General features: G+C 73.7%; 17 protein-coding genes. 12 read left to right on the forward strand and 5 right to left on the reverse strand.

Features of this window, described 5'->3' with window-relative positions; genetic code table 11:
* Positions 1 to 53: 53 nt before the first annotated feature.
* From FHL79_RS26085 to FHL79_RS04745, 6 genes are all read left to right on the forward strand, one after another.
* The gene (locus FHL79_RS26085; RefSeq protein WP_138757468.1) at positions 54 to 995 is read left to right on the forward strand and encodes a collagen-like domain-containing protein; all 942 of its coding nucleotides are present in this window, start codon (positions 54 to 56) and stop codon (positions 993 to 995) included.
* Between the two features lie 142 nt (positions 996 to 1,137).
* Positions 1,138 to 2,313, forward strand: a complete 1,176-nt coding sequence (locus FHL79_RS04725) for a YbfB/YjiJ family MFS transporter (protein ID WP_171058015.1) — start codon at positions 1,138 to 1,140, stop codon at positions 2,311 to 2,313.
* A 142-nt stretch (positions 2,314 to 2,455) separates the two neighbouring features.
* On the forward strand, positions 2,456 to 3,271 hold the full coding sequence (fabG, locus tag FHL79_RS04730; protein ID WP_138757470.1) for a 3-oxoacyl-ACP reductase FabG: 816 nt from the start codon (positions 2,456 to 2,458) through the stop codon (positions 3,269 to 3,271).
* A gap of 53 nt (positions 3,272 to 3,324) precedes the next feature.
* Positions 3,325 to 8,820: an ATP-binding protein gene (locus tag FHL79_RS04735; RefSeq protein ID WP_138757471.1), complete on the forward strand. Its 5,496-nt coding sequence runs from the start codon at positions 3,325 to 3,327 to the stop codon at positions 8,818 to 8,820.
* A 37-nt stretch (positions 8,821 to 8,857) separates the two neighbouring features.
* The gene (locus tag FHL79_RS04740) at positions 8,858 to 10,813 is read left to right on the forward strand and encodes a 3-oxoacyl-ACP synthase III family protein (RefSeq protein ID WP_138757472.1); all 1,956 of its coding nucleotides are present in this window, start codon (positions 8,858 to 8,860) and stop codon (positions 10,811 to 10,813) included.
* Positions 10,814 to 10,824: 11 nt separating this feature from the next.
* A complete protein-coding gene (locus tag FHL79_RS04745) occupies positions 10,825 to 11,670 on the forward strand; it encodes an alpha/beta fold hydrolase (RefSeq protein WP_138757473.1) in 846 nt (281 codons plus the stop codon).
* Positions 11,671 to 11,674: 4 nt separating this feature from the next.
* Here FHL79_RS04745 and FHL79_RS04750 read toward each other — a convergent pair whose 3' ends face one another.
* Positions 11,675 to 13,417 carry a PHA/PHB synthase family protein gene (locus FHL79_RS04750; RefSeq protein ID WP_246080356.1) on the reverse strand — a complete coding sequence of 581 codons (1,743 nt, stop codon included), beginning with the start codon at positions 13,415 to 13,417 and terminating at the stop codon, positions 11,675 to 11,677.
* A 103-nt stretch (positions 13,418 to 13,520) separates the two neighbouring features.
* Between FHL79_RS04750 and FHL79_RS04755 the strand changes: the two genes are divergently transcribed.
* The 3 genes from FHL79_RS04755 (at position 13,521) to FHL79_RS04765 (ending at position 16,893) form a co-directional block, all read left to right on the forward strand.
* On the forward strand, positions 13,521 to 14,354 hold the full coding sequence (locus FHL79_RS04755; protein ID WP_218938326.1) for an alpha/beta fold hydrolase: 834 nt from the start codon (positions 13,521 to 13,523) through the stop codon (positions 14,352 to 14,354).
* Positions 14,355 to 14,465: 111 nt separating this feature from the next.
* The gene (locus tag FHL79_RS04760) at positions 14,466 to 16,031 is read left to right on the forward strand and encodes a phospholipase D-like domain-containing protein (protein ID WP_246080358.1); all 1,566 of its coding nucleotides are present in this window, start codon (positions 14,466 to 14,468) and stop codon (positions 16,029 to 16,031) included.
* 37 nt (positions 16,032 to 16,068) lie between these two features.
* Entirely contained in the window at positions 16,069 to 16,893 is an 825-nt protein-coding gene (locus FHL79_RS04765; RefSeq protein WP_138757474.1) for a sulfite exporter TauE/SafE family protein, read from the forward strand.
* 54 nt (positions 16,894 to 16,947) lie between these two features.
* Here the strand turns inward: FHL79_RS04765 and FHL79_RS04770 are convergent, their stop codons facing one another.
* The gene (locus tag FHL79_RS04770; RefSeq protein WP_138757475.1) at positions 16,948 to 18,129 is read right to left on the reverse strand and encodes a serine hydrolase domain-containing protein; all 1,182 of its coding nucleotides are present in this window, start codon (positions 18,127 to 18,129) and stop codon (positions 16,948 to 16,950) included.
* A gap of 88 nt (positions 18,130 to 18,217) precedes the next feature.
* Positions 18,218 to 19,462: a serine hydrolase domain-containing protein gene (locus FHL79_RS04775; protein ID WP_138757476.1), complete on the reverse strand. Its 1,245-nt coding sequence runs from the start codon at positions 19,460 to 19,462 to the stop codon at positions 18,218 to 18,220.
* A 412-nt stretch (positions 19,463 to 19,874) separates the two neighbouring features.
* Here FHL79_RS04775 and FHL79_RS24980 point away from each other — a divergent pair, with 412 nt between their 5' ends.
* The 3 genes from FHL79_RS24980 (at position 19,875) to FHL79_RS04785 (ending at position 21,694) form a co-directional block, all read left to right on the forward strand.
* Positions 19,875 to 20,033, forward strand: a complete 159-nt coding sequence (locus FHL79_RS24980; protein ID WP_171058016.1) for a hypothetical protein — start codon at positions 19,875 to 19,877, stop codon at positions 20,031 to 20,033.
* Positions 20,021 to 20,668 carry a response regulator transcription factor gene (locus tag FHL79_RS04780; RefSeq protein ID WP_138757477.1) on the forward strand — a complete coding sequence of 216 codons (648 nt, stop codon included), beginning with the start codon at positions 20,021 to 20,023 and terminating at the stop codon, positions 20,666 to 20,668. The genes FHL79_RS24980 and FHL79_RS04780 overlap by 13 nt, the downstream gene beginning before the upstream one ends.
* 225 nt (positions 20,669 to 20,893) lie before the next feature.
* Positions 20,894 to 21,694, forward strand: a complete 801-nt coding sequence (locus tag FHL79_RS04785; RefSeq protein WP_138757478.1) for an alpha/beta fold hydrolase — start codon at positions 20,894 to 20,896, stop codon at positions 21,692 to 21,694.
* 122 nt (positions 21,695 to 21,816) lie between these two features.
* On the opposite strand, the gene FHL79_RS04790 is transcribed toward FHL79_RS04785, so the two are convergent.
* A complete protein-coding gene (locus tag FHL79_RS04790) occupies positions 21,817 to 22,020 on the reverse strand; it encodes a zinc ribbon domain-containing protein (protein WP_138757479.1) in 204 nt (67 codons plus the stop codon).
* A gap of 184 nt (positions 22,021 to 22,204) precedes the next feature.
* Complete coding sequence (locus tag FHL79_RS04795) at positions 22,205 to 24,637, reverse strand: lysylphosphatidylglycerol synthase transmembrane domain-containing protein (protein WP_138757480.1); 2,433 nt, start codon at positions 24,635 to 24,637, stop codon at positions 22,205 to 22,207.
* Positions 24,638 to 24,868: the final 231 nt, after the last annotated feature.

A 24,868-nucleotide genomic window follows, 5' to 3' on the forward strand; every position in this document is an offset into this window, starting at 1 on the left:
CCAGGCAGCCGGTCCAGCGACCCTGCCCGCCGTCCATGAGAGGCCAGGTCCACATGGCACAGTCGAAGACCACTACGAACACCGAGACCGTCGACGTTCCCGTCGACGTGACCGTCGAGCAGGGCGACCGCGGCCCCAAGGGCCCGACCGGTCCGGCAGGCGCCCCTGGCGAGCGCGGCGACAAGGGGCCTCAGGGTCCGGTCGGCGCAGCCGGCGAGCGCGGGGAGAAGGGTGCCCGCGGCCCGGCCGGCGCTGTCGGCGAGCAGGGCGACCGCGGCCCGACCGGTCCGGTCGGCCCGGTCGGTGAGCGCGGCCTCCAGGGTCCGATCGGTCTGCTGGGCGAGCAGGGCCTGCCGGGCGACAAGGGCCTGCAGGGGCCCGAGGGTGCGACCGGCCCGCAGGGCGAGCAGGGCCTCCCCGGCTCGACCGGTCGGCCCGGCGAGGTCGGTCCGCAGGGCCTGCCCGGTCTGCGCGGCGAGCAGGGCCAGCAGGGTCCGGCCGGCGAGCGGGGTCTGCCCGGCGAGCAGGGGCCGCTGGGCGAGCAGGGCCTCCGGGGCGCCCAGGGTCAGCGTGGCGTGATCGGTGAGACCGGCGAGCAGGGCCTGCGCGGTCTGCAGGGCATGCCGGGCGTGCTCGGTGAGCAGGGCGAGGCCGGCGTTCGCGGTCTGCAGGGGCCACAGGGCGTGCAGGGCCAGGCCGGCCCGGCCGGCCCGGTCGGCCTGCCCGGCGTGCAGGGTCCGCAGGGCGCCTCCGGTCCCGCCTGGCTGCACCAGCCCAGCACCGCTGAGCTCGCCGCCAAGGTCAAGCACGCCGCGCTGGACCTCTCGCCGCGCACCCTGCTCGACCCGCGGGTCGGCGTCCGCTACCTCACGACGCTGACGTCGCGGCTGGTCAAGCTGCAGGGCGGGCTCTTCCTGCGCGCCATCGTCGACACCGAGGCCGGGGCGGCCGAGCAGACGGTCTCCGATCGTTCCAACGTGCGCTCCATCGCCTGACAGCACTGAACGCACGAAGGGCGCCTCGTACCGCTGAGTCGGAACGAGGCGCCCTTCGCCGTCCGTGCAGGTCTACCCTTCGCCGGTGCGCTCTGCCGGGGTCCGCAGGGCGGCGCGGGACAGGCCCCCGGCCGGACCACGGGTGCTCATCCCGGTCCTGGTGCTGGCCGCGGGCGTGGCCCAGGGCTTCGGGCGCTTCGGGTACGCGCTGCTGCTGCCGGCCGTCAACGCCGACCTCGTGCACTCCTACACCGTCGCCGGGCTGCTCGGCACGCTGAACCTGACGGCGTACCTCGGCGGCGCCCTGCTCGTCAGCCTCACCGCCGGCCGGATGGCACCGGCGACGTCGGTGCGTCGGGGCCTGCTGCTCACCACGGCCGGGGTGTCGGTGCTCGCGCTGGCGCCGTCGGTGCCGGTCCTGGTGGCGGGGATGGTCCTGGCCGGCTTCGGCGGGGCGATGATCTGGGTGCCGGCTCCCGGCATCGCCGGGTCCGCGGTCGGCGTCTCCCGTCGCGGCCTGGCCATCGGGCTGACCGGCAGCGGCGTGGGCCTGGGGGTGATCGCCAGCAGCGGCCTGACCGCCGTCGTCCACGCCGTCGCGGGCCCCGGCGCCTGGCGCCCGGTGTGGGCGATCGAGGCGGTGGTCGCTGCGCTCGTCGCGGCGGCGGCCGCCCGCTGGCTGCGCCCGGGGGTCGTCCCGGCCTCCGGCCCGGTGCACGTGTCCGCGCTTCGCGCGGTGCCCGGCTGGATCGGCTCGATGCTCTCCTACGGCGGCTACGGGCTGGCGATCGCCATCTACATGACCTTCCTGGTCGCCGCGTACGAGGACGACGCCGGCTTCAGCTCCGGCCACGCCTCGGCGGTGTTCGCCCTCACCGGGGTGAGCATCACGGCCGGCGGGATCCTGCTCGGACGCTGGTCGGACGCGGTGGGGCGGCGGGCGGCCATGACGTGCGCCTACGGGGGCATGACCGTGGCTGTCCTGCTCGTCCCGGTCGGCGCCGAGCCCTGGGCGGTGCTCTCCGCCGTCGTGTTCGGCCTGGCGATGTCGGGGGCGCCGGCGGTGCTCGCCGCCCACCTCGCCGATTCCCTCGACCCCCGCCGGTTCGCCGCGGCGTTCGGTGCGGTCACCCTCGTGTTCGGGCTGGCCCAGTTGGTGGGTCCTCAGCTCGGCGGGTGGATCGCCGAGCGCACCGGCAGCTTCTCGGCCGCGTTCCTGGTCGCCGCCGCGGCCGCGCTCGGCGCTGCCGTCGCGTCCGCCACGCTGCCCCGGCGCGGCGCCGCCCGATCCCGCGGCACGGCGCCCGGGGCGTCCTGACCGGCCGACACGCTGCCGGTTGCAGCCGAGCCGGATCCGCAGGATGCTCACCCGCACCCGATGCCGGAGCAGGCGTCGCCGAGAAGGTCACCGGCTCCGGTCCCGGACCGAGGCGTGCGCGCCCTCTCCCGAGGAGGACCCGGTGACAGACATCCAGGAGCAGACGGCCAGGACCGGCGACAAGCTGGTCGGTCGGGTGGCCTTCGTGACCGGGGGCACCCGGGGGATCGGTGCGGCCATCTGCCGCAGTCTCGCCGCCCAGGGCGCCGAGGTCGCAGCGGGCTACAGCGGGAACCAGGAGGCGGCCGAGAAGTTCGCCGAGGACACCACCGCCACCTTCCCCGACAGCAAGGTGTCGCTGCACCGTGGTGACATCGGTTCCGCGGACGACTGCCGCCGGTGTGTCGCCGAGGTCATCGACCAGCACGGCCGGTTGGACGTCCTGGTCAACAACGCCGGGATCACCGTCGACCGGACGGTGGCCAAGATGGGGGACGCCGACTGGAGCCGGGTCATCGACGTGAACCTGTCCGGGGCGTTCTACCTGTCGCAGGCCGCGCTGGGGCACATGCTGGAGCGGGGCAGCGGGCGGATCGTGATGATCTCCTCTGTCATCGGCGAGACGGGCGGGATCGGGCAGGTCAACTACGCCTCGGCCAAGTCTGGGCTGTTCGGGCTCACCAAGACCCTCGCCCGGGAAGCCGCCATGCAGCTGCAGCGCGCGGGCACCACCGACGGGATCGGCATCACCGTCAACGCCGTGACGCCGGGCTACACCGCCACCGAGATGCTGGACGCCGTGCCGGACAAGGTGCTCGCCGGATTGCGGGCGAAGATCCCGCTCGGCCGGCTCGGGCAGCCCGAGGAGGTGGCCCGCGTCGTCCACTTCCTCGCCGCGGACGCGTCGTCCTACATCACCGGCCAGGTCTGGGGGGTCAACGGCGGCCTGGACATGTAGGCCGGCCGTCCGCCCCGTCGACGACGGGGACCACTGAGAAGGAGAGGTGCCCGGTGTTCGACCGCATCGCCGTGATCAACCGGGGCGAGCCGGCCATGCGGCTGACTCGTGCCGTCCGTGAGCTCAACGCCGAGCACGGCTCGCGCACCCGGGTCATCGCCCTGCACACCGAGGCCGAGCGCCGGGCGACGTTCGTCCGCGCCGCCGACGAGGGCGTGCTGCTGCGCGAGACCGGCGCCGGGAACCCCTACCTGGACCACGACGAGCTCGCCCGGGCGCTGCGTGCCAGCCGCGCGGACGCCGCCTGGGTGGGCTGGGGCTTCGTCGCCGAGGACCCGGCGTTCGCCGAGCTGTGCGCCTCGCTCGGGGTGGTCTTCATCGGGCCGCCGCCGGAGGCCATGCGGCGCCTCGGCGCCAAGATCGAGGCGAAGGTGCTCGCGGAGGAGTCCGGGGTGCCGGTGGCCCCGTGGAGCGGCGGCCCGGTGGAGGGCATCGAGGACGGGCGCCGGCACGCGGGGGTCATCGGCTACCCGCTCATCGTGAAGTCCCGGAGCGGGGGCGGCGGCCGGGGCATCCGGATCGTCCGGTCCGAGGTCGAGCTGGAGGAGGCGCTCACCCGCACGCGGGCGGAGGCAGGGCGCACCTTCGGCGATCCGACGATCTTCATGGAGCGCCTGGTGGAGGGCGGCCGGCACGTCGAGGTGCAGGTCATCGCCGACCAGCACGGCAACGTCTGGGCACCCGGGGTCCGCGACTGCTCGGTGCAGCGGCGCAACCAGAAGGTCCTGGAGGAGTCCAGCTCCCCGGCGCTGAGCCCGGAGCAGGACCGCTCGCTGCGTGAGTCCTCCATCGCACTGGTGAAGGCGGCCGGCTACGTCGGCGCGGGCACCGTCGAGTTCCTCTACCAGCCGCAGGAGGAGCTGTTCACCTTCCTGGAGGTGAACACGCGGCTGCAGGTGGAGCACCCCGTCACCGAGGAGACCACCGGCCTGGACATCGTGAAGCTGCAGCTGCACGTGGCCGCCGGCGGCCGGCTCGAGGGCGACCCACCGGCCCGGTCCGGCCACGCGATCGAGGCCCGGCTGAACGCGGAGGACGCCGAACAGGGCTTCGCCCCCGCCCCCGGCCAGGTCGTGCTCATGCGGCTGCCGACCGGCCCTGGTGTCCGCGTGGACACCGGGATCGGCGTCGGTGACGTCATCCCGCCGCTCTACGACTCCATGATCGCCAAGGTCATCGCCTGGGGCCGGGACCGGCCCGAGGCGCTCGCCCGCCTCCGCTGCGCCCTGCGGGAGACCACCGTCGTGCTGCGCGGGGGCACCACCACGAAGTCCTTCCTGCTCGACCTGCTGGACCGGCCCGAGGTGGCGGGCGGGACCGCCGACACCGGCTGGCTGGACCGCACGGGCGCCGGGAGCCGCGCCGAGACCGCCGGCGACGCCTGGGTGGCCCTGGTCCGGGTGGCCATCGACGTCGCGGACGCGGAGGAGGCCCGCGAGCTGACCGCCTTCCTCGCCTCCGCGCGGGGCGGACGCCCGCGGGCCCCGCACGAGGTGGGCCGGGTCGTGGAGCTGGGGTACCGGGGCCAGGCGTACCGGCTGAGCGTGGCGAAGGTGGGGCCCGACCGCTACCGGGTCGAGCTCGACGGCCCGTCCGTCGACGTGGACGTGGACCGGCTGAGCGAGCTGGAGAGCCGGCTGACGGTGGGGGAGGACCGGTTCTCGGTCGTCGCGGTCCAGGGCACCGGGTCCCACCTCGTCGAGGTCGACGGCGTCACCCACCGGATCTCCACCGACGTGGGCGGGGTGGTGCGCGCCCCGGCACCTGCGGTCGTCGTGGCCGTGCGGGTGTCCGCCGGCCAGGAGGTCGAGGCAGGCCAGACGCTCCTCGTGCTGGAGAGCATGAAGATGGAGACCGCGGTCCGGGCACCGTTCGCCGGCCGGGTCCGGGAGGTCCGCGCCGCCGCCAACGCCCAGGTCGACGCCGGCGCCCCGCTGCTCGTCGTCGAGCAGGCCGGCGGCGACGTCGAGGAGGCGTCCGGCGAGCGGATCGCCCTGCCGGCGAGCTCGGGCACGGCCGCCGGCGGTCCCCGGGACCGGGCGCTGTCGCTGCTGGCGGCGCTGCGGTCGCTGATCACCGGGTACGACATCGGCGCGGGCCACGGCAAGGACCTCGTCGCGGCATACCGCAGTGCCCGCACTGAGCTCCCGCCGGACGATCCGGAGCTGCTGCACGCCGAGCTGGCCGGTCTCACCACGTTCGCGGACCTGTGCGACCTGTCCCGCAACCGCCCGGCCAGCGAGGAGGAGGAGGCCGACCAGCAGGTCCACAGCCCCCGCGAGTACTTCCACGCCTACCTGCACTCCCTCGACGTGGAGCGGGAGGCGCTGCCCGAGAGCTTCCGCGGACGGCTGCGCCGGGCGCTCGCCCACTACGGCGTCGGCGAGGAGCTCGAACCGGGTCCGGCCCTCCAGGACGCGGTGTACCGGGTCTTCCTGGCCCAGCAGCGCATCGGCGACCAGCTGCCCGCCGTCCTCGCGCTCCTCGACCGCTGGCTGACGGTCGGCCTCCCGCCGTCGGATGCCGCACGGTCGGAGATCGCCGAGGTGCTCGACCGGCTCATCGGCGCGACGCAGCTGCGCTACCCGTCGGTGGGTGACCTCGCCCGGGCGGTGCGGTACCGCTACTTCGAGGAGCCGGTGGTCCAGCGGGCCCGGCAGGAGGTGCTGGACGAGGCAGAGCGGCTGCTGACCGAGCTCGACGACGACGACGCGCGCGGGGGCACCGACGACGTGGCCCGGATCGAGGCGCTGGTGGCCAGCCCCGAGCCGTTGATCCGGCTGCTGGCCCAGCGCTTCGTCCGTCCGACGAGCAAGCCGGACCCCATCATGGAGGTCCTCACCCGTCGCTACTACCGCAGCCGCAGCCTGCAGGACGTCCGGTCGTCCCTGCTCGACGGGCACTCAGCGGTGACCGCGGACTACGACCTGCGCGGCACGCGGCTGCACCTGCTCGCCCTGATGGTGAAGGCGGCAGACCTCCCCACCGCGCTGTCCGGGGTCCAGCGGCTCGCGGCCGACGTGACCGACCCGCAGACCCTGCTCGTGGACCTCTACCTGTCCTGGCCGGACCGCCCGACCGACCCGGACGAGATGGCCGCGGAGCTGCAGCGGCGGCTCGCCGACGTGGCGTCGATGCCGTCGATCCGCCGGGTGACGGTCACCGTGACCACGCCGGACGGCGACGTCGACGCGGTCACCTTCCGTCCGTCCCCGGACGGTCCGGCCGAGGAGCGGATCATCCGCGGGATGCACCCGCTGACCGCCCAGCGGCTCGACATCTGGCGGCTGAAGGACTTCGAGGGGCAGCGTCTGCCGTCGGCTGAGGACACCTACGTGCTGCACGTCGTCGCCAAGGACAACCCGAACGACGAGCGCCTGATCGCCATGGCCGAGGTGCGTGACCTGACGCCGCTCCGCGACGAGGCGGGGGAGATCGTCGGCTTCCCGACCATCGAGCGGCTGTTGACCTCCTGCCTCGACGGGCTCCGGCAGGGGCAGTCGCAGCGTCGGGGGAGACGGCCGCTGGCGCACAACCGGATCCACCTGTACGCGTGGCCGTCGATCGAGGTGCCGCTGTCCGAGGTGGCCACCTTCGCCCAGCTGTCCGCGCCGCTCACGGTCGGCTCCGGGGTCGACCAGATCGTGCTCCTGGCGCGGCTGCAGGACGAGGCGGGCGGTCCGCCGCGCGAGGTGGCCCTGCGCTTCTCCTACCGGCCGGGCACCGGCGTCCAGATGCAGGTGACCGACCGGCCGACCGAGCCGCTGCGCGTTCTGGACGACTACACCGAGAAGGTGCTGAGCTCGCGCGCCCGGGGTGCGGTCTACCCGTACGAGCTCGCCCCGCTGCTGGCCGGTCCCGACGGCACGTTCGTGGAGCACGACCTCGACGAGCAGGGCCGGCTGGCACCGGTCGACCGGCCGCCCGGCCGCAACACGGCCGGCATCATCGCCGGCGTCGTCAGCACGCCCACCAAGCGCTACCCGGAGGGCATGACCCGGGTGGTCCTCTTCGGCGACCCCACCAAGGCGCTGGGCACCGTGGCCGAGCCGGAGTGCGCGCGCGTCGTCGCCGCCCTCGACCTCGCCGAGGAGCGCGGCATCCCGGTCGAGTGGTTCGCGCTGTCCTCCGGGGCGCGCATCTCGATGGACAGCGGCACCGAGAACATGGACTGGGTCTCGAGGGCGCTGCGCCGCATCATCACGTTCACCCAGGCCGGCGGCGAGATCAACGTCGTCGTCGCCGGGATCAACGTGGGGGCGCAGCCGTACTGGAACGCCGAGGCCACGATGCTCATGCACACCAAGGGCATCCTGGTCATGACGCCGGACAGCGCGATGGTGCTCACCGGCAAGCACTCCCTGGACTACTCCGGCGGGGTGTCGGCCGAGGACAACTTCGGGATCGGCGGCTACGACCGGGTGATGGGCCCGAACGGGCAGGCCCAGTACTGGGCGCCGAACCTGACGGCGGCCTGCGAGCTGCTGTTCCAGCACTACGAGCACGCCTACGTGGCACCGGGCGAGCGGTGGGCGCGGCCGGCCGAGACCGACGACCCGCGCGAGCGCGACGTGCGGTCCTTCCCGCACGAGCACCCGTCCAGCGACTTCACCACGGTCGGTGACATCTTCTCGGCCACCGCGAACCCCGAGCGGAAGAAGCCCTTCGACATCCGCGCGCTCATGCACGCCGTCAGCGACCAGGACCACCCCGTCCTGGAGCGGTGGGCCGGCATGGCCGAGGCCGACACGTCGGTCGTCCTCGACGCGCACCTGGGGGGACACCCGGTCGAGCTGATCGGGATCGAGTCCCGGCCGATCCCGCGCCGCGGCAGCTATCCGGCCGACGGCCCGGACCAGTGGACGGCCGGCACGCTGTTCCCGCGCTCGTCGAAGAAGACCGCGCGGGCGATCAACGCCGCCAGCGGCAACCGGCCGCTGGTCGTGCTGGCCAACCTCTCCGGCTTCGACGGGTCACCGGAGTCACTGCGCATGCTGCAGCTGGAGTACGGCGCCGAGATCGGCCGGGCGATCACCAACTTCGACGGCCCGATCGTGTTCTGCGTCGTCTCCCGGTACCACGGCGGTGCCTTCGTCGTGTTCTCCGGCGTGCTCAACGAGGGCATGGAGGTCCTCGCCGTCGAGGGTTCCTACGCCTCGGTGCTGGGCGGCGCGCCCGCCGCCGCGGTGGTCTTCACCCGCGAGGTCGACAAGCGCACCTCCGCCGATCCGCGGGTGCGCGAGCTGGAGGCGGCGGTCAGCGCCGCCGCGGGGGTGGAGCAGGCCCACCTACGGGCCGAGCTCGCCACCCTTCGAGCCGGCGTGCGGTCGGAGAAGCTGGGCGAGGTGGCGGCGGAGTTCGAGGCCGTCCACGACATCGACCGGGCCCGCCGGATGGGCTCGGTGCACGACATCGTCCCCGCCGCCGAGCTGCGCCCGCGGCTCATCGCGGCCGTCGAGCGAGGAAAGCAGCGCGCAGACCTGCCCTAGGTCTGCGGCGACGTCAGGACCCCCAGAGAGGAACCCCGTGAACGCCTTCGTGCTGAACCGACACGGTCGGCTGGTCTTCCCCTCGAGCATCATGCCGCAGCTGGACTTCTCCACGATGGAGTCCCTGGACCAGCTCGACACCGTCATCCGCCGCGACTTCGAGACCAAGGCGCCGAGCGGGACCGACATCCTGGAGAAGATCCGGACCGGGGACTACGAGGACCGGTACGCCCTGATGCGGGACGTCGCCCTCAACCTGTTCTGGGCCAACCGCTTCTCGATCACCATGTACGACAAGCGGCCGACCCGGTGGGCGGACCTGCCGCGGACCCGCTCCGACGTCTTCCTGCCCGTGCTCGAGCCGTGGGAGGACGGCGAGACCAAGATCGCCGCCGTCGAGCAGGCCTACCCGACGCTGCCGGCCCGGTGGGACGCCGACGTCGAGGACCGGGTCTTCGGCGTCCTGTTCGACGTGTTCGGCAACCGCAAGAACCACGCGACGACGCTGCCGGCGGTCAAGCCGACGGTGGAGGAGTTCCTCGCCGACGCCGGCAACCTGACCTTCCGGCTGCCGGACTACGACCCGGACTACCCGGTCTACGAGTACGACGACATCCTCGACTGCCGGGAGAACGTGCCCGAGCTCGAGGCGCTGCACCGCTGGGCGATGGTCCTGCACAACCAGTACCCGTGGGACCGGGCGGCGGTGGAGCTGGCCCGAGCCGACCAGCTCTCCGACGACGACTACGTGGTCGCCTTCCACCCCCGCGACCGGGAGGTGCGGGACTTCCTGCGCCGCCTGCGCGCCGGCGCGGAACCCCGGCAGGCATCGCGCCCGCGGGAGTCGCGGCAGCCGGTCCGGCCGTTCCCGGCGGTGGACGTGCGCCGCGCCTTCACCGTGATGCCGCGCCTGGAGTGCCTGGTCGCCGTGCACGGAGACCAGGTGTGCACGAACGACGACGTCGTCCGCAACTCCGCCTACAACTGGTCGCCGATGAGCGCGGACGAGATCCAGGAGAAGACCGGTGTGGAGGAACGCCGGTACACCTCGCTGAGCCTGGAGGAGCTGGCGCTGCAGGCGGCGGAGGCGGCGCTGGAGAAGGCCGGGCGTGGTCCGGAGGAGATCGGCGGCGTGATCGTGTGCACGTGCACCAGCTCCCGGCTGATCCCGTCGCTGGCCACCTACCTCTGCGGGCAGCTCGGCATCTACCAGACCCACGCCGCCTACGACCTCATCGCCGCCTGCGCCGGCATGCCCTACGGGCTGGCCGAGGCCGTGCGGATCCTGCAGGAGGTGGAGCGGCCGATCCTGGTGGTCTGCGCCGAGAAGTTCTCGGACAAGATCGGCAACGTCCGCCCCTCGCGCATGCTGTTCGCCGACGGCGCGGCCGCCATGATCGTGGGGCCGGCCGCCGAGGGGGAGGCCCCGGACTTCGACTACCTGCAGACCTACGCCAGCGGCCCGGCGAGCGAGGTGAACTCGATCATCTGGCCCAACCCCGAGTTCGACAACAACATCACGGTGTTCGGCCCGCAGGTGAAGGCGCTCGCCGGGCGCTACCTCACGCAGATGATCGAGGAGATCGGCGCCCTGCCCGCCCCGGACGGAGCGGCCGGCTCCGTGCTGGACACCATCGACCTGATCGTCCCGCACCAGGCCAACAAGACGATGGTGCTGCAGCTCGCGGACCGGGCCGGCCTCAGCGCCGACCAGCTGTACTTCAACATCGAGACGACGGGCAACGCGTCGTCGGCGAGCATCCCGCTGGCCATCCACGACGCGGTCCGCGACGGCGTGATCACCGAACCGGTCCGCGTCTTCGCGCCGGGCTTCGGGGCCGGAGCCGTGGCCGGCTACGCGGTGATGCGGGTCGACCCCGCGGTCGTCGACGTCCAGGACGCTCACCCCTCGGCCGTCGCGGAGGAGCCACCGGCCCCGGCTGCGCAGGAACCCCAGCCGGCGTCGGAGCAGCTGCGCGAGGCGTTCACCTGAGCACCCGGACGGTGCGCGGCGCGGACGGCACCGCCCTCCGCGCCTGGTGCAACGACGGTGCCGGGCCGCCGGTGCTGCTGTGCAACGGGCTGGGCGCGCCGAAGGCGGCGTGGCCGGGGCTCGTCGCCCGGTCCAGCGGCTACCGGGTGCTCAGCTGGTCCTACCGCGGCCTGGCCGGGTCGGCGCGGCCGGCCGACAGGGCGCGGGTCCGCGTCGAGGACCACGCCGACGACGCCCGGGCGGTGCTCGACGCCTTCGACGTCCCGGCCGCGACCGTGATCGGCTGGTCGCTGGGGGTCAACGTGGCCTTCGAGCTGGCGCTGGAGGACCCGCGCCGGGTGCTCGGCGTGCTGGCGGTCGCCGGCGTGCCGGGCGGCTCGTTCTCCTCGCTGTTCGCCCCCTACGGGGTGCCCCGCCGGCTGCGTGCCCCGGTGGGCCGGTGGAGCAGCGCCCTGCTGCTCGTCGTCGGCCCGATGCTGCCGCCGATCGCGGCGAGTCTGCCGCCGTGGCCCGAGCTGCTGTCGCCCGGCGCACTGCGCGGGCCCGCGCACGAGGTGGCGCACCCGGGGGCCCTGCGTGCGGTGGTGCAGGAGTTCTCCCGGCACGACTGGCGGTGGTTCCGCCACTCGGCCCTCGCGATCGCCGAGCACGCGCCGCTGGACATCACGCCGGTGCGCTGCCCGGTCACCTTCGTGGCGGGCCGCTACGACTCGCTGGTCGACGTCGCCGACGTCCGCCGGGCGGCGGGCAACCTGCCGGGGGCGCGGCTGCGCGAGCTGCCGGGCACCCACTTCCTGCCGCTGCAGTACCCCGGGGTGCTGCTCGAGGAGCTGCGGCGGCTCGTTCCTGCTTCCTGAACCGTCAGGCCGGCCGGCGGTCGCGGACGTACGAGCCGGGAGCCGGTTCCAGCGGCGGGTGGTCCGCGCTGCCCGGGGCCGCCGGGGCCGGGACCTCATCGCCGGAGCGCTCGAGCATCCACTCCGCCCACGGCTCCCACCAGCTGCCGGTGTGCCGCTCGGCCGACGCCCGCCACGCCTGCGGGTCCGGGCCCGGCTCGCCGCCGGTCCAGTAGTGGGCCTTCGGGTTGCCCGGCGGGTTGACCAGGCTCTGGATGTGGCCGCTGTAGCTGAGCACGAACGTGCTCGGGCCGGACAGCAGCTGGGTCGTCCGGTAGCAGCCGTCCCACGGGGTGAGGTGGTCGGTCAGGGCCCCGGTCACGAACGTGGGGACGGTGATCCGGCTCAGGTGCACCGGGCTGCCGAGCACGCGCATCGCCCCGGCCCGGACCAGCGCGTTGTCCCCGAAGATCTCCAGGAACTGCTCGTGCAGCCGGGCCGGCAGGTTCGTGCCGTCGGCGTTCCAGGCCAGGATGTCGAACGCCGGCGGGTCCTCGCCCATCAGCCACTGGTTGACCAGGTAGTTGAAGATCAGGTCGTCGGGGCGCATCCAGCTGAACACCGAGCCCATCTCGCGGGCGCTGATGACCCCGCGCCGGGTCGAGTTGCGGCGGGCGAGCTCCAGCAGCCGGGGGCCGGAGAAGGCGCCGAGCGGCGCCCGGTTGGCGAAGTCGAGCAGCGTCACCGCGTAGCCGGCGGCGTGCACCCGGTCGTCGCCGGTCGCCGCGAGGTGGTTCAGCGCCGTCGTCATCACCTGACCGCCGGCGCACAGGCCGAGGGTCGTGACGTCGGGTGAGCCGGTGATGTCGGATGCCACGCCGATGGCGTCGACGACGCGTTGCGCGTAGGTGTCCAGGCCCCAGTCCGCCTGCTCCTTGGTGGGGTTGCGCCAGCTCATCATGAACACCTGCAGGCCCTGGCTCACCGCGTACTCCACGAGGCTGCGCCCCGGGCGCAGGTCGAGGAAGTAGAAGCGGCCGATCGGTGGCGGCACGATCACCAGCGGCCGTTGCCGGACGCGCGCCGTGGTCGGCGTGTACTGGATCAGCTCGATGACCTCGTCCCGGTGGACGACCGCGCCGGGGGAGATGCCCAGGTCCTGGCCGACGGTGAAGGCGCTGCGGTCGGTCTGGGTCGGCAGCCCGCCGTTGTGCCGGAGGTCGGAGAGCAGGTGGCCCATGCCGCGCAGGACGCTGCGTCCGCCGGTGTCGAAGGCGCGCTTCACGGCGGCCGGGTTGCCGAGCAGGGTGTTGGTCGGCGCCAGCGCGCTGGTGAACGCGGTGAGGACGAAGCGCGCCTGCTCCACCTCGCGCCAGTCGGCGCCCCGGGCCTCGTAGGCGTCGACGAGGCTGGTCAGCGACCCGGTCACCGCGAGGTAGGACTGGGCCAGCCGACGGTAGGCGGGGTTGGTCGACCAGGCCGGATCGGCGAAGCGCTTGTCCTTGGGGGAGGGCGCGATCTCCGCCGTGCCGCGGAGGATGCGCACCGTGTCCCGCCCGAGGCGGCCCGCCTCCCGCGCGAGGGGCCCCGGCTGGGCGAGGGTGGACAGGACCGCTCGGGCCATGCCCCGCGGGGAGGGGACGCCGACCGGTTCGGCGCTCTCCACCGAGGCCAGCGCCGCGGACTCGTCCTCGGGCACCGGTGGTTCAGCACCGGGCTGCGGCCTCCCCGACCCGGTGGAGCGCGGCGTCGACGTCGTGGTCGTCACGGAGGCCTCCTGTGTGACGTGCATCACTCGGGGGTCCGACGGTAGCCGCTCGGGTGGCCGACGTCACGGCCTCGTACGCGTCGAACGTGGGCATCCACCGGGAGTGACCGCACCGTTGTCCCTCACCCGTTCCGGCTCCGGTGAGCCGCTCCTGCTCCTGCACGGCATGGGCAGTTCCAGCCGCGACTTCACCGCCGTCCTCCCCGAGCTGCGCGCACGTTTCGACGTGCTCAACCTCGACCTGCCCGGCGTGGGCAGGTCGGCGCACCTCGAGCAGCGCCCCACCGTCCCAGCCCTCACCGACGCGGTCGAGCGCACGCTCGATGCGGCGGGGGTCGGCCGGGTGCACGTGCTCGGCAACTCCCTCGGCGCCCGGATCGCGCTGGAACTGGCCCGCCGCGGCCGGGCCCTGTCGGTGGTCGCGATCTCGCCCTCCGGGCTGAACGTGCCGCAGGAGCGCATCGTGCAGGGGCTGGGCATGGCCGCGGCCCGGGTGGTCACGCGGATGGCGCAGCCGCTCATCGCGCCCCTGTCCCGGTCGGCGGTCGGTCGGGCGGCGCTGCTGGGGCCGCTGAAGGCCCGTCCGTGGAGCACCTCGCCGGAGGAGGCCATCGGAGCGCGCGAGGGCTTCGCCGACTCCCGCGACTTCTGGCGCGTCCTCGTGTGGGGGCTGATGCTCGACGTCCCGCGCGGCCTGGACCGCATCGACTGCCCCGTCACGCTGGTCCAGGGCGTGGCGGACTGGATCGCCTCCGGCCAGACCGTGCGCTACCTGCCGCTGGTCCCGGCGTCCCGGTTCACCCCGCTGCTGTGGGCCGGCCACGCTCCGCAGTCCGACCGGCCGGAGACGATCGTGCGGCTGGTCGAGGAGGCGGCCGGCCTGGCCGAGGAGAGGACCGCACCCGCACGGCCGCAGACCCTGACCGTCGCCGCTTGACTCGCCGGGGCACCAGCACCGGAGTCCTCACCGTCCCTCGGTGGTGGCCGACTCCCACCTGAGCGGGCGTCGGCCGTTGGTCCCGACCGCGACGACGGGCACACTGCCGAGGTGATCGACGGCGGCGGGACGACGACCGGACCTGACGCCGATCCCGGTGGCGCCCGGGACGCCGGTCGGCCTGAGCCGGAGCAAGGCGCGTCGCTGCTGGTCCCCGGCGCGACCTGCTGGCGGATCGAGCGGGCCACCCGCTTCGCGGTCTTCGTCGACGCGGCCGGTTACTTCGCCGCGCTGAAGCACGCGGTGCTCCGCGCCGAGCGGCGGGTGCTCTTCATCGGCTGGGACTTCGACCCGCGGATCCGGCTCGACCCGCTCGGCGGCGGACCGGCGGAGGACGACCGGCTCGGCGCCGTCCTGGAGCGGGCGGTGCAGGCCAACCCGCGGCTGGTCGTCGGCGTCCTCCAGTGGGACCTCGGCATGCTGCGGGCGCTGGGCCGTGGCCTGACGCCCATCGTGCTGCTCGACCGGCGCACTCCCGACCGGCTCACCTTCACCGTGGACACCCACCACCCGGTCGGCGGCGCGCACCACCAGAAGATCGTGGTGATCGACGACTGCCTCGCCTTCGCCGGCGGCATCGACGTCACCGCCGACCGCTGGGACACCTCCGACCACGCCGACGAGAACCCGCACCGACGTCGTCCGGCAGCCGGGCGCATCGAGGGTCGGCTGACGGGGCCGTGGCACGACGCGACCAGCATGGTCACCGGGCCGGCCGCCCGGGCGATCGCCGAGCTCGCCCGCGAGCGGTGGGAGAGCGGCACCGGGGAGCGGCTCGAGCCGGTCCCCGAGACGCGGGAGTGCTGGCCCGAGGACGTCGACCCCCTGCTCACCGACGTCGACGTGGCGATCTCCCGCACCCGTCCCGCCCACGGCGGCACCACCCTGGTCAACGAGATCGAGCTGCTCTGGCTGGCCTCCATCGCCGCGGCCAGCCGGTCGATCTACGTGGAGAGCCAGTACTTCGCCAGCCGCCGGATCGCCGAGGCGATCGCCGAGCGGTTGCGCGAGCCGGACGGCCCGGACGTCGTCGTGCTCAACCCGTGGACCGCCGACGGCTGGCTGTCGGAGAAGGCGATGGGCACCGCGCGGGCCCGGGTGCTGCAGATCGTCCGCGACGCCGACGCCCACGACCGGTTCCGGATCTACACGCCGGTGACGGAGCAGCGCGAGCACATCTACGTGCACGCGAAGGTGACCGTGGTCGACGACCGCCTGCTGCGTCTGGGGTCCAGCAACGTGAACAACCGCTCGATGGGCCTGGACACCGAGCTCGACCTGGCGGTCGAGGCGGTCGAGGGGCGGCCGGGGGCCGATCGGCTCGCCGCGACGATCGTCGGTGTCCGGGACCGGCTGCTCGCCGAGCACCTCGGCTGCACGCCGGAGGAGGTCGCCGCCGCGGTCGCCGACACCGGCTCGCTGGTGCGGGGCATCGAGCGGCTGCGTCGGCCGACCGGCCGCTCGCTGGTGCCCTTCGAGCCGCCCGACCTCGGTCCGGCCGACCGGGCACTCGCTGAGTCCGAGCTGATGGACCCGCAGAAGACACCTGACCAGTGGCGCCGGGTCGAGCGGTTCTTCGCCCGCCGGCGGCGCGCGCCGAACCGGGTGCGCTCCTGAACCCGCAGCCGCCGAGGGGACAGCAGGTCGAGACCGGATGACGAGTGCGTGGCCGCCCGGCCTGTTCCCCGAGGGACTGACCCCGGGGCTGCTCGTCCTGGTCCTGGTCGCCGCGCTCACGGCCGGGTGGATCGACGCCGTCGTGGGTGGCGGCGGTCTCCTGCAGCTGCCCGCGCTGCTGCTCGTCCCCGGGATGAGCCCGGTGCAGGCCCTGGCGACGAACAAGCTGGCCTCGATCTCCGGTACCGCCACCAGCGCGGTCACCTACCACCGCCGGGTCCACCCCGACCTGCGGACCGCCCTGCCGATGGCCGCAGTGGCCCTGGTGGGCAGCTTCGCCGGGGCCTCCGTCGCCGCGGCCCTCCCGGCCGGCGTGTTCAAGCCGGTCATCGTCGTCGCCCTGGTCGCCATCGCCGCGTTCACCGTGCTGCGCCCGGCGCTGGGCGAGGTGACCGCACTGCGGCACAGCGGGCGGCGTCACCACGGCGTCGCCGGGGCGGTGGGCGCCGGCATCGGCTTCTACGACGGGGTCCTCGGCCCCGGTACCGGTTCGTTCCTCGTGTTCGCCATCGTGTCGCTGCTGGGCTACGACTTCCTCCACGCCAGCGCCCAGGCCAAGATCGTCAACGTCGCCACCAACCTGGGGGCGCTGCTCTTCTTCGTCCCGTACGGCGCGGTCTTCTGGGGGCTGGGGCTCGTCCTGGGTGCGGCCAACATGCTCGGCGGCTACCTGGGCGCTCGGACGGCGACCGCCCGGGGCAGCCGCTTCATCCGGGTCGTCTTCCTCGTCGTCGTCACGGCGTTGATCGGCCGGGTCGGCTGGGACGTGTGGACGGAGAACCTGCGTCCGCTGCTGCGGTGAGGGACCGCCGCGGCGTCCGACGGCGTCGTGCAGGTCAGCCGACGGGCGCCCCGGTCACCAGGTCGGCAGGCTGCCGGGGTACAGCAGCGTGACGATCCCGCCCCAGAGGCCGGTCGCGGGGACGGCCTCGCCGTCGGCCGCATTGACCATCACCACCACGCTCGCCTTCTCCTCCGGCAGGTGGAAGACCATGTCGCTGTAGCCGAAGATCGAGCCGTTGTGGCCGACCCAGTTCCCGAGCTGGAGCACGCCGAGGCCGTACTGCGCCCGGACGCCGGTCGAGGTGAGCGGAGTCCACTGCTGGCGCAGCCGGGCCGTCTCCGGGGCGAGGCCCACTCCGGTCGCCAGCTGCTCGGCGTAGCGCACCATGTCCGGCACGGTGGAGACGACCGCACCGGCGGTGAACGGGACCACCGGGTTGCTGAGCGTGAGGTCCCGTGGCTCGTCCGCTCCCGGGTCCGCGGGCGCCAGCTCGCTGTCGGTGTTCAGGTAGCCGTGGCTCAAGGGCTCCGGCAGGGCCGCCGTCGTGGGGTACGACGTCTCGTCGAGGCCGAGGTCGTCGATGACCGCGGTGGTGTACTGCTGTGCCGAGCGGCCGGTGACCCGCTCGATGACCAGGCCGAGCAGCACGTACTCCGAGTTGGAGTACACGGTCGCCCGACCGGGCGGGGTGGCCTCGTCGGCGTGCGCGCGGATGATCTCGAGGGCGTCGTAGGGGGACCACCCCGGTAGGAGCGGATCGGCCACGTACCGCGCCAGGAACTGCTCGTCGGCGACGAAGTCGTACACGCCGCCGCGCATGCCCAGCAGGTCGTGGACGGTGATCTCGTCCCCGTACGGGATGTCGGGGACGTACTCCGCCAGGGGGTCGTCGAGGGACAGCTCCCCCTGGTCGGCGAGGCGCAGCACCGCCTGAGCGGTGAACGTCTTGGTCACGCTGGCGATGCGGTAGTGCATGTCCGGGGTCATCGGGGTCCCCGCGGTGTCCGCGGTCCCGTAGGCCTGGAGGTAGCTCCCCCGGACCGGGTCGGAGATGCCGACCACCGCACCGGTGACGCCGTTGGTCAGCGCGGCCCGGGCCAGCTCGTCGATCTGTGCGGCGAGGTCCGGGTCGAGGGTCGCGGCCGGGGGAGGAGCGGACTCGGCGAGGGCCACGGGGGTGGTCGTGACGCCGGTCGTCCCGGCCCCCGCGAGCAGGGCCAGTGCGAGGGCGGCGGGGCGCATCCATCGGCGCATGAGGAACAGCTCCTGCTGTGGAGGGGACGGTGTGGTGACCCCGTGGCCGAGGGGCCCTCCTGCTGACGCGGTCTGCCACGGGTGCCGATCAGTCGGCGTAGAGCTCGGCGATCACCGCCTTGGCGAGCTCGACGGCTGGGCCCTCGCCGTTGGGTGCGGGGGCGGTGGAGGCCCAGGTGACGACGGTGATGTCCCGGACCGGGTCGTAGCCCATGAAGGAGTTGGTCCCGGGCAGTTCACCGCTGTGCCCGTACACGGGCCCGAAGCTGGCCAGGCCGAGCCCGTAGCCGGGGCTGGCCGGGTCGTCGGGGTCCAACGGCTGGACGCTGGCGATCCGCTCCTGCTGCAGCTGCGGGCTGAGCAGGCACCCCTCGACCAGTGCCTCCACGTAGTCGGCGAGGTCCGGCGCGGTGGAGATCCCGGCGCCTGCGGCCCACCCCCAGGAGGGATTGGCGTCCGTGACGTCCATCGGCTCCAGGGTGCCGGCGCTGGCTGCGGCCCGGACCTCCGGTGGGAGCACGAGGCTGTCGATGGTCTCCACGTTCGTCCCGAAGGTGTAGGTCCGCGGGTGCGGTTCGGGGATCGAGGCGTCGGTCAGCGCCGGGAAGGAGGTCCCGCTCAGCCCCAGCGGGTCGAAGACCCGCTCCTGCAGGGCCTGCTCCAGCGGGAGCCCGGTGAGCTGCTCGATGATCACGCCCAGCAGCACGTAGTTGGTGTTGGAGTACAGGAACCCCTCGCCCGGGGGGAAGGCGGGCGGCTCGGCGAGGCCGATCGCGAGCAGTTCCTCCGGGCTCCACACCCGGCCGGGGTTGCTGTCCATCTGCTCGTTCAGCTCGAGGTCGGTCGTGTAGTTGGCCAGCCCACTGCTCATGTCCAGCAGCTGGGCGATGGTGATGTCCTCCCCGTTGGGCACGTCCGGGCGGTACCACGACACCGGGTCGTCCAGGCCGATCCGGCCCTCGTCGACCAGCTGCAGGATCACCGTGGCGGTCATGGTCTTGGTGTTGCTGCCGACCCGGACGTGGTCGGCGAGGGTGACCGGCTCGTCGCCGTGCCAGGTCTGGGTGCCCATCGTGGTGGCCCAGTCGCCGAGCTCGGGGGAGCGCACCAGGACGACCGCGCCGGTGATCGCCAGGTCCTCCATGAGCCGGTCGAGTTCGGGCTGGACCGCCGCCGCGTACGCCGGCTCCTCCGCCGGTGCCGTCGCGCCCCCCGGCGATGCGTTCGCCGGGGCGGGAGCCACGACCAGCAACGCGGCCGCCGTCGTCGCGAGCGAGGCGGCCAGCGTCCCGGGTGGCCGGTGACGACGTGGTCCGCGGGCTACAGCTCCCATGGTCGACCTTCCGAGGGGTAGCCGGTCAGTGGTGTCCGGGTGTCCGGGTGTCCGGGTGTCCGGGTGTCCGGGTGTCCGGCGAACCAGTCAGGCGAGCCGCCGTGGACCGCGACGGGGTCGACACGAGCACCCTGACTGCGGCCACTCGGCTGTCCATGCACGCGACCCTTGCGACGTCGTGACCGCCGGACAATGGACCGGAGTGGCCCGGTGACCTGGACCTGGGTACAGGGTGGTGCCCGAGCAGTTGGCCGGTCCGGTGGTCCACCGGGCGCGCGTCCCCGGTGCCATGCTGCAGCGATGGCGCGTCGGCGAGCTGTGCGGTCGGCGCTGGGCGGGCTCCCGTGCTGAGCCTCGCGCTGCTCGGGGCGGCCCGTGCCGTCGTCGCCGGCCGAGCACCCGGACCGGCTCGATGTCGGTCGTCGGGGCCGCGCCGGTGACCGGGGGTGTCCTCGTCGACCGGCTGCGCACCGCGACGCCCGGCCGGCGTGGGGTGCTGCCGCTGCACGCCATCGGGAGCCCGGCCGGCGGCGGCACACCTCTGCTGGTGGAGCTGCCGTGCGGGTCGTGATCGGTCAGGCCGAGGCGCTGTTGCGAGCCGGGCTCACGCACGTGATGCAGGCCGCCGGGTTCGACGTCGTCGCTGCGGTCGCTGATGCACACGAGCTGGTCCGCACCGCGGGAGAACACGTCCCCGACATCGTCGTCACCGACATCCGCATGCCGCCCGATCACGAGGACGCGGGCCTGCGGGCGGCGATGGAGATCCGCCGGGAGCATCCCGAGATCGCCGTCCTCGTGCTGTCGCAGCACCTCCAGCGCGCCTACGCCGTCGAACTGCTGGGCACCAGGTCGTCGGGCGTCGGGTACCTCCTCAAGCAGCGGATCGCCGACATCGACGGGTTCACCGACGATGTCCGCCGCATCGCTGCCGGGGGCACCGTCCTCGACCCCGAGGTCGTCAGCCTCATGGTCTCCCGCGCCCGGGGGCATCACGATGCGCTCGACCGGCTGACCCCTCGCCAGCGGCAGGTCCTGGCCCTGATGTCCGAGGGCAGGACCAACGCGTCGATCGCCCGGACCCTGTCGATCACCGAGCGGGCGGTCGTGCGCCACACGTCCCGCATCTACGACGAGCTCGACCTGGCGCTCAGCGACGACGACCATCGCCGAGTACTGGCGGTCATCCGCTACCTCTCGTTCTGAGCGGGTCACTGAGCTCCCCAGCACAGCCGTGCTGGGGGATCCCGCGGGGTCCACGAGGCAGCCGCTCCGGCCGGGTCGTCCTCCGCGTCGTCGTCACGGGCAGGAGAACCGGGGTGAGGCGGTGTTCGAGGGGCGACACGCCACCGACGCACCCGGCCGCACATGGCGCCCAGGTCGTGCGGGAAGAATGCAGTCCGTCGGACCTCACGATGAAGGGAGCGACCCGTGCCGGTTCTCGAGCGTCCTGACTCCGCCCGCATCTCGTGGGAGTCCGACGGGCCCGAGGGCGCTCCCGCCGTCCTGCTGGTCATGGGGCTGGCCTACCCGGCCGCGATGTGGTTCCGGCTGGTGCCCGCGCTGGCCGAGGGCCACCGGGTCATCCGGGTCGACAACCGGGGTGCCGGCCGCACCGGCGACGTCCCTGGGGCGCCGTACACGGTCGAGACCATGGCGGGGGACTGCCTGGCCGTGCTGGACGCGGCGGGTGTGCACACCGCCCACGTCGTCGGCATCTCGATGGGCGGCCTGATCGCCCAGGAGATCGTGCTCACCGCTCCGGAACGGGTGCGCTCGCTGTGCCTGATCGCCACCCACCCGGGCATCGCGCACGCGGTCTCCAACCCCCAGGCGATGGCGGTGCTCATGCAGCGCGGTCAGATGACGCCCCAGGAGGCGGCCGAGGCCTCCATCCCCTTCAACTACGCACCCGGGACACCTCGCGAGCGCATCGAAGAGGACTGGGCGGTGCGGCTCCCGCTCGCCACCACCAACGAGGGTTACCTGGCCCAGGCGATCGGGTCGTCGCGCTGGGACGGCTACGACCGCATGGCGGGCATCACCGCCCCGACGCTGGTCCTGCACGGGGAGCTGGACGCGCTCGTCCCGCCGGAGAACGGCCGCATCATCGCCGGCCGCATCCCGGGCGCCGAGCTCGTGGTGGTCCCGGACGCGAACCACCTGCTGATGACCGACCAGCCCGAGCACGTGTCGACGGTGCTGGTCGACTGGCTGGACCGGAACCGCTGACGGTCCACCTCGACCCCGCCGAGGTGCGGTTGCCGCCCTGCCCTCGCCAGGGGAGTCGGCATGGTCACGGACTCTCGTCGGCGTCAGGACGCGGAGACCCATCTCGGGGATCCGGCAGTCGTTCAGATCTCCACGGCCGTGCCGCAGACGCCGCAGATCTCGAGCTGCCGTCGTCCCCACCGAGCGATGGGGACGAAGAAGACGGTGACCTGCTTGACCATCCGCACCCGCGCCCACGTCGTGGTGTTGCCGCAGTTCGGGCAGGTGCGGACCTCCCCGGGGCCGAGGTCCTGTTCCTTGGTGCCGAAGCCGAAGAGGAAGAACACGGCGCCACAGTAGGTAACGGACTCCTTCGTCGCCCGGCGTGCGCACCGGCGCCGGCGGGTGTGCCCGGCTGCTGACGGCACCCGCCGCGACCGGAGGGACGATCACCACCCGCGGCCGACGGCCTGCACGACCTGGTGTGCAGGTCGCCCGCCGGTTCGCCGGAGCCGAGCCGTTCGCGGGACCTCAGACGTACTGCGACCTGCGCAGCCAGGTGAGAGCGGCCCAGCCGGGCAGCGTCGGCAGCCAGAACGTCGCGATGCGGTACAGGAAGACGGCCGGGACGGCGACGGTGTGGTCCATCCCGCCGGCGACCAGCCCCGCGATGACGGCGGCCTCCAGTGCGCCGAGGCCCCCCGGGGTGGGCGCCGCGGCCGCGATGGCCGCGCCGGCGAGGTAGACGGCGCCCACGGTGGCGAAGCTGAGCTCGCCGCCGAAGGCGCGGGTCGACAGGTAGACACAGGTGATGTAGCTGAGGGTGACCACGGCCGAGCCGCCGAGCAGCAGCGCGAGCTTGCCGGGGCTGCGCAGCGCGTGACCGGCCCCGTGGACCGAGCGGCGCAGCAGGGGGAACAGCCGGACCGCCATGAGCCGGCGGACGGCCGGGACGGCGAACACGACGGCGGCCAGGACGACCACGGCTGAGGCGCCCCAGGCGAGGACCTCGGGGTGCGGCAGCCGGACGGCACCGAACACGGACCGGCCGGCCCACCCGGCGAACGTGAGCAGCAGGAACACGTGCACGACGACCCCGGCCACGGTGTTCAGGCCGACCCCCGAGGTGGCCACCGCCACGTCGACGCCGCTCCTCTGCAGGTAGCGCACGTTCAGGGCCATCCCGCCGAGGCCGGCCGGTGCCAGCTTGCTGGCGAACGAGCTGGCGAGCTGGGTGAGGAGGGTCGGCGCCAGGCGGAGCCGGTCCGGGACGGCTCCGAGGATGCTCAGCGCGGCGCCCGCGTAGCTCAGCGCGGACGTCCCCAGGATCAGCGGTGCCCAGGACCAGTCGGCTCCTCGGACCCGGTCGACGATGCCGGGCACGTCCCCGAGCTGGGGCACGAGGACGTAGGTGACGGCGGCCAGCACCGCGATGGTCACGATGGACCGGGGGCTGATCCTGTCCAGGTGCTCGAGCTCCGGCTCCGGGACCCCGGTCCGGGTCGACACCGCGGTGCGGACCTGCCCGACCAGGTCCTTGCGCTGATCGAGCGCCTTCCTCGTCGCGCCGCTGAACGTGTCGGGCTGCAGCCGCGGCAGCGATGCGGCCACTGCCTCGGCGCCGAGCTCGGCGACGGCGGCGTCGACGGCGGGGTCGACACCGACGTCCAGCGCCAGCGCCACGAGGAGCTGGGCGACGTCGGCGTCGAGGAGCGCCTGACCCGCGGCCACCTCGCTGAAGCCGAAGTCGATGAGCCAGGGGTCCCCGGCTGCGTCGAGGAAGACGTTGGCCCGCCTCAGGTCGCGGTGGGCGATGCGGTGCCGGCGCAGGACGGCCACCTGCTGCCAGATCCCCCGCAGCACCGGCGTCGTGACCGCCTCGTCGGGCACGCGGTCCAGGGACGTGCCGTCGATCCGGTCGTAGCACAGCACGACGGAGTCGCGTCCCACCGCTGCGACCGCCCGGAGCCGAGGGGTGCGGGCACCGACGTCGCGGGCCATCAGCGACACCAGCGCCTCGTGCTCGACGGTGCGCCGCAGCGAGGAGAACGGCCGCTCGTCCCCGACGTTCTTCAGCCGGATGAACCGGTAGGCGCGGAACAGCAGGTCCGCGGCTCGTTGCTCGGCATCGAGGACCTTGGCGAACACCCGGCCGCCGTCGTCGAGCGTCGCGAAGTAGGGGACGGAGCCGCGGGCGTCGACCGCGGCCGCTTCCAGGTCGACCAGCGGGAGGCCGCTGCTGGTCAGGGCAGCGGCGATCGCGGCCCGCGTCGGCCTGCCGCTGGGTCGACCGAAGAGCAGCAGGGTCGCGGAGCCCACCGCTCCGCCGAGCACGAGCGCGACCGCCAGGGTGGTCGGGGGGGCCACCGGCACCGACAGCCGCAGCAGCGTGAGCAGGCCGAGCACCACGACCCCTGCCCGCCGCCACCGGCGGGACACGAAGGGAGCCAGCACCGCGAACGACGCTGCGGTCACGGCCATGCCCTCCACGGTCAGCCCGTCCTCGACGCCGCCCCACCCGACCTCGCGGGACCGGACGTCCGTGGTCCCGCGGTCGAGCAACGAGTCGACCCCCCGCACGGCCGACGCCGCGAGGACCCCGCTCACGGCCAGGTAGCCGAACAGCCGGTGGTGGCGGATGAGGAGCGGGGTGACCCACGCCGCCGCGACCGATGCGAGCACCAGCAGGGTCAGGGTCCCGACCAGGGCGCGTTCCACCGTCGACGTCCTGGCGGAGGACCGCTGGACGAGGTCGTCCTCGAGCGACAGCACCCCGTCGCGCGACCAGGCGGCGAGGGCGACGACGAGCAGGGCGGCGAGGACGAGCACGACGGTGCGCAGCACGTCGCTGGGGGAGCGGACGTAGCCGGTGACCTCTTCCTGGAAGCGGTCGCCGGGATCGGGTACGGCGGCGGGTACGGCGGCCGGAGCGCTCGGACGTGGCGACTCCGCTGGTCGTCCCATGGGTCCGGCTCCCTCCGCGGACACGTCGATCCTCAGACGTCCCGGGACGCGCCTGCTCTTCCACGAGGGGATGCGTGCGCGGGGGAACGCGGGGCGACGTCGGCCGATCGCGCTGATCGAAGCAGGTCCGTGCTCGGTCCAGGGCCTTCCGAGGCATGCGGGTCATCGGCCGCAGGCTGCCGGGAGGCGCTCTGGCAAGGGTTCCGACCTGCCCGGACGCGGTGCTAGCGT

The organism is Modestobacter altitudinis (assembly GCF_005930475.1).
GTDB classification, from domain to species: domain Bacteria; phylum Actinomycetota; class Actinomycetes; order Mycobacteriales; family Geodermatophilaceae; genus Modestobacter; species Modestobacter altitudinis.

What these genes read in the sequence shown, in the direction of transcription:
- FHL79_RS26085 (WP_138757468.1), top strand. Translation starts at nt 54, where the DNA reads ATGGCACAGTCGAAGACCACTACGAACACCGAGACCGTCGACGTTCCC.
- FHL79_RS04765 (WP_138757474.1), top strand. Translation starts at nt 16,069, where the DNA reads ATGACGAGTGCGTGGCCGCCCGGCCTGTTCCCCGAGGGACTGACCCCG.
- FHL79_RS04770 (WP_138757475.1), bottom strand. Translation starts at nt 18,129, where the DNA reads ATGCGCCGATGGATGCGCCCCGCCGCCCTCGCACTGGCCCTGCTCGCG.
- FHL79_RS04775 (WP_138757476.1), bottom strand. Translation starts at nt 19,462, where the DNA reads ATGGGAGCTGTAGCCCGCGGACCACGTCGTCACCGGCCACCCGGGACG.
- FHL79_RS24980 (WP_171058016.1), top strand. Translation starts at nt 19,875, where the DNA reads ATGTCGGTCGTCGGGGCCGCGCCGGTGACCGGGGGTGTCCTCGTCGAC.
- FHL79_RS04795 (WP_138757480.1), bottom strand. Translation starts at nt 24,637, where the DNA reads ATGGGACGACCAGCGGAGTCGCCACGTCCGAGCGCTCCGGCCGCCGTA.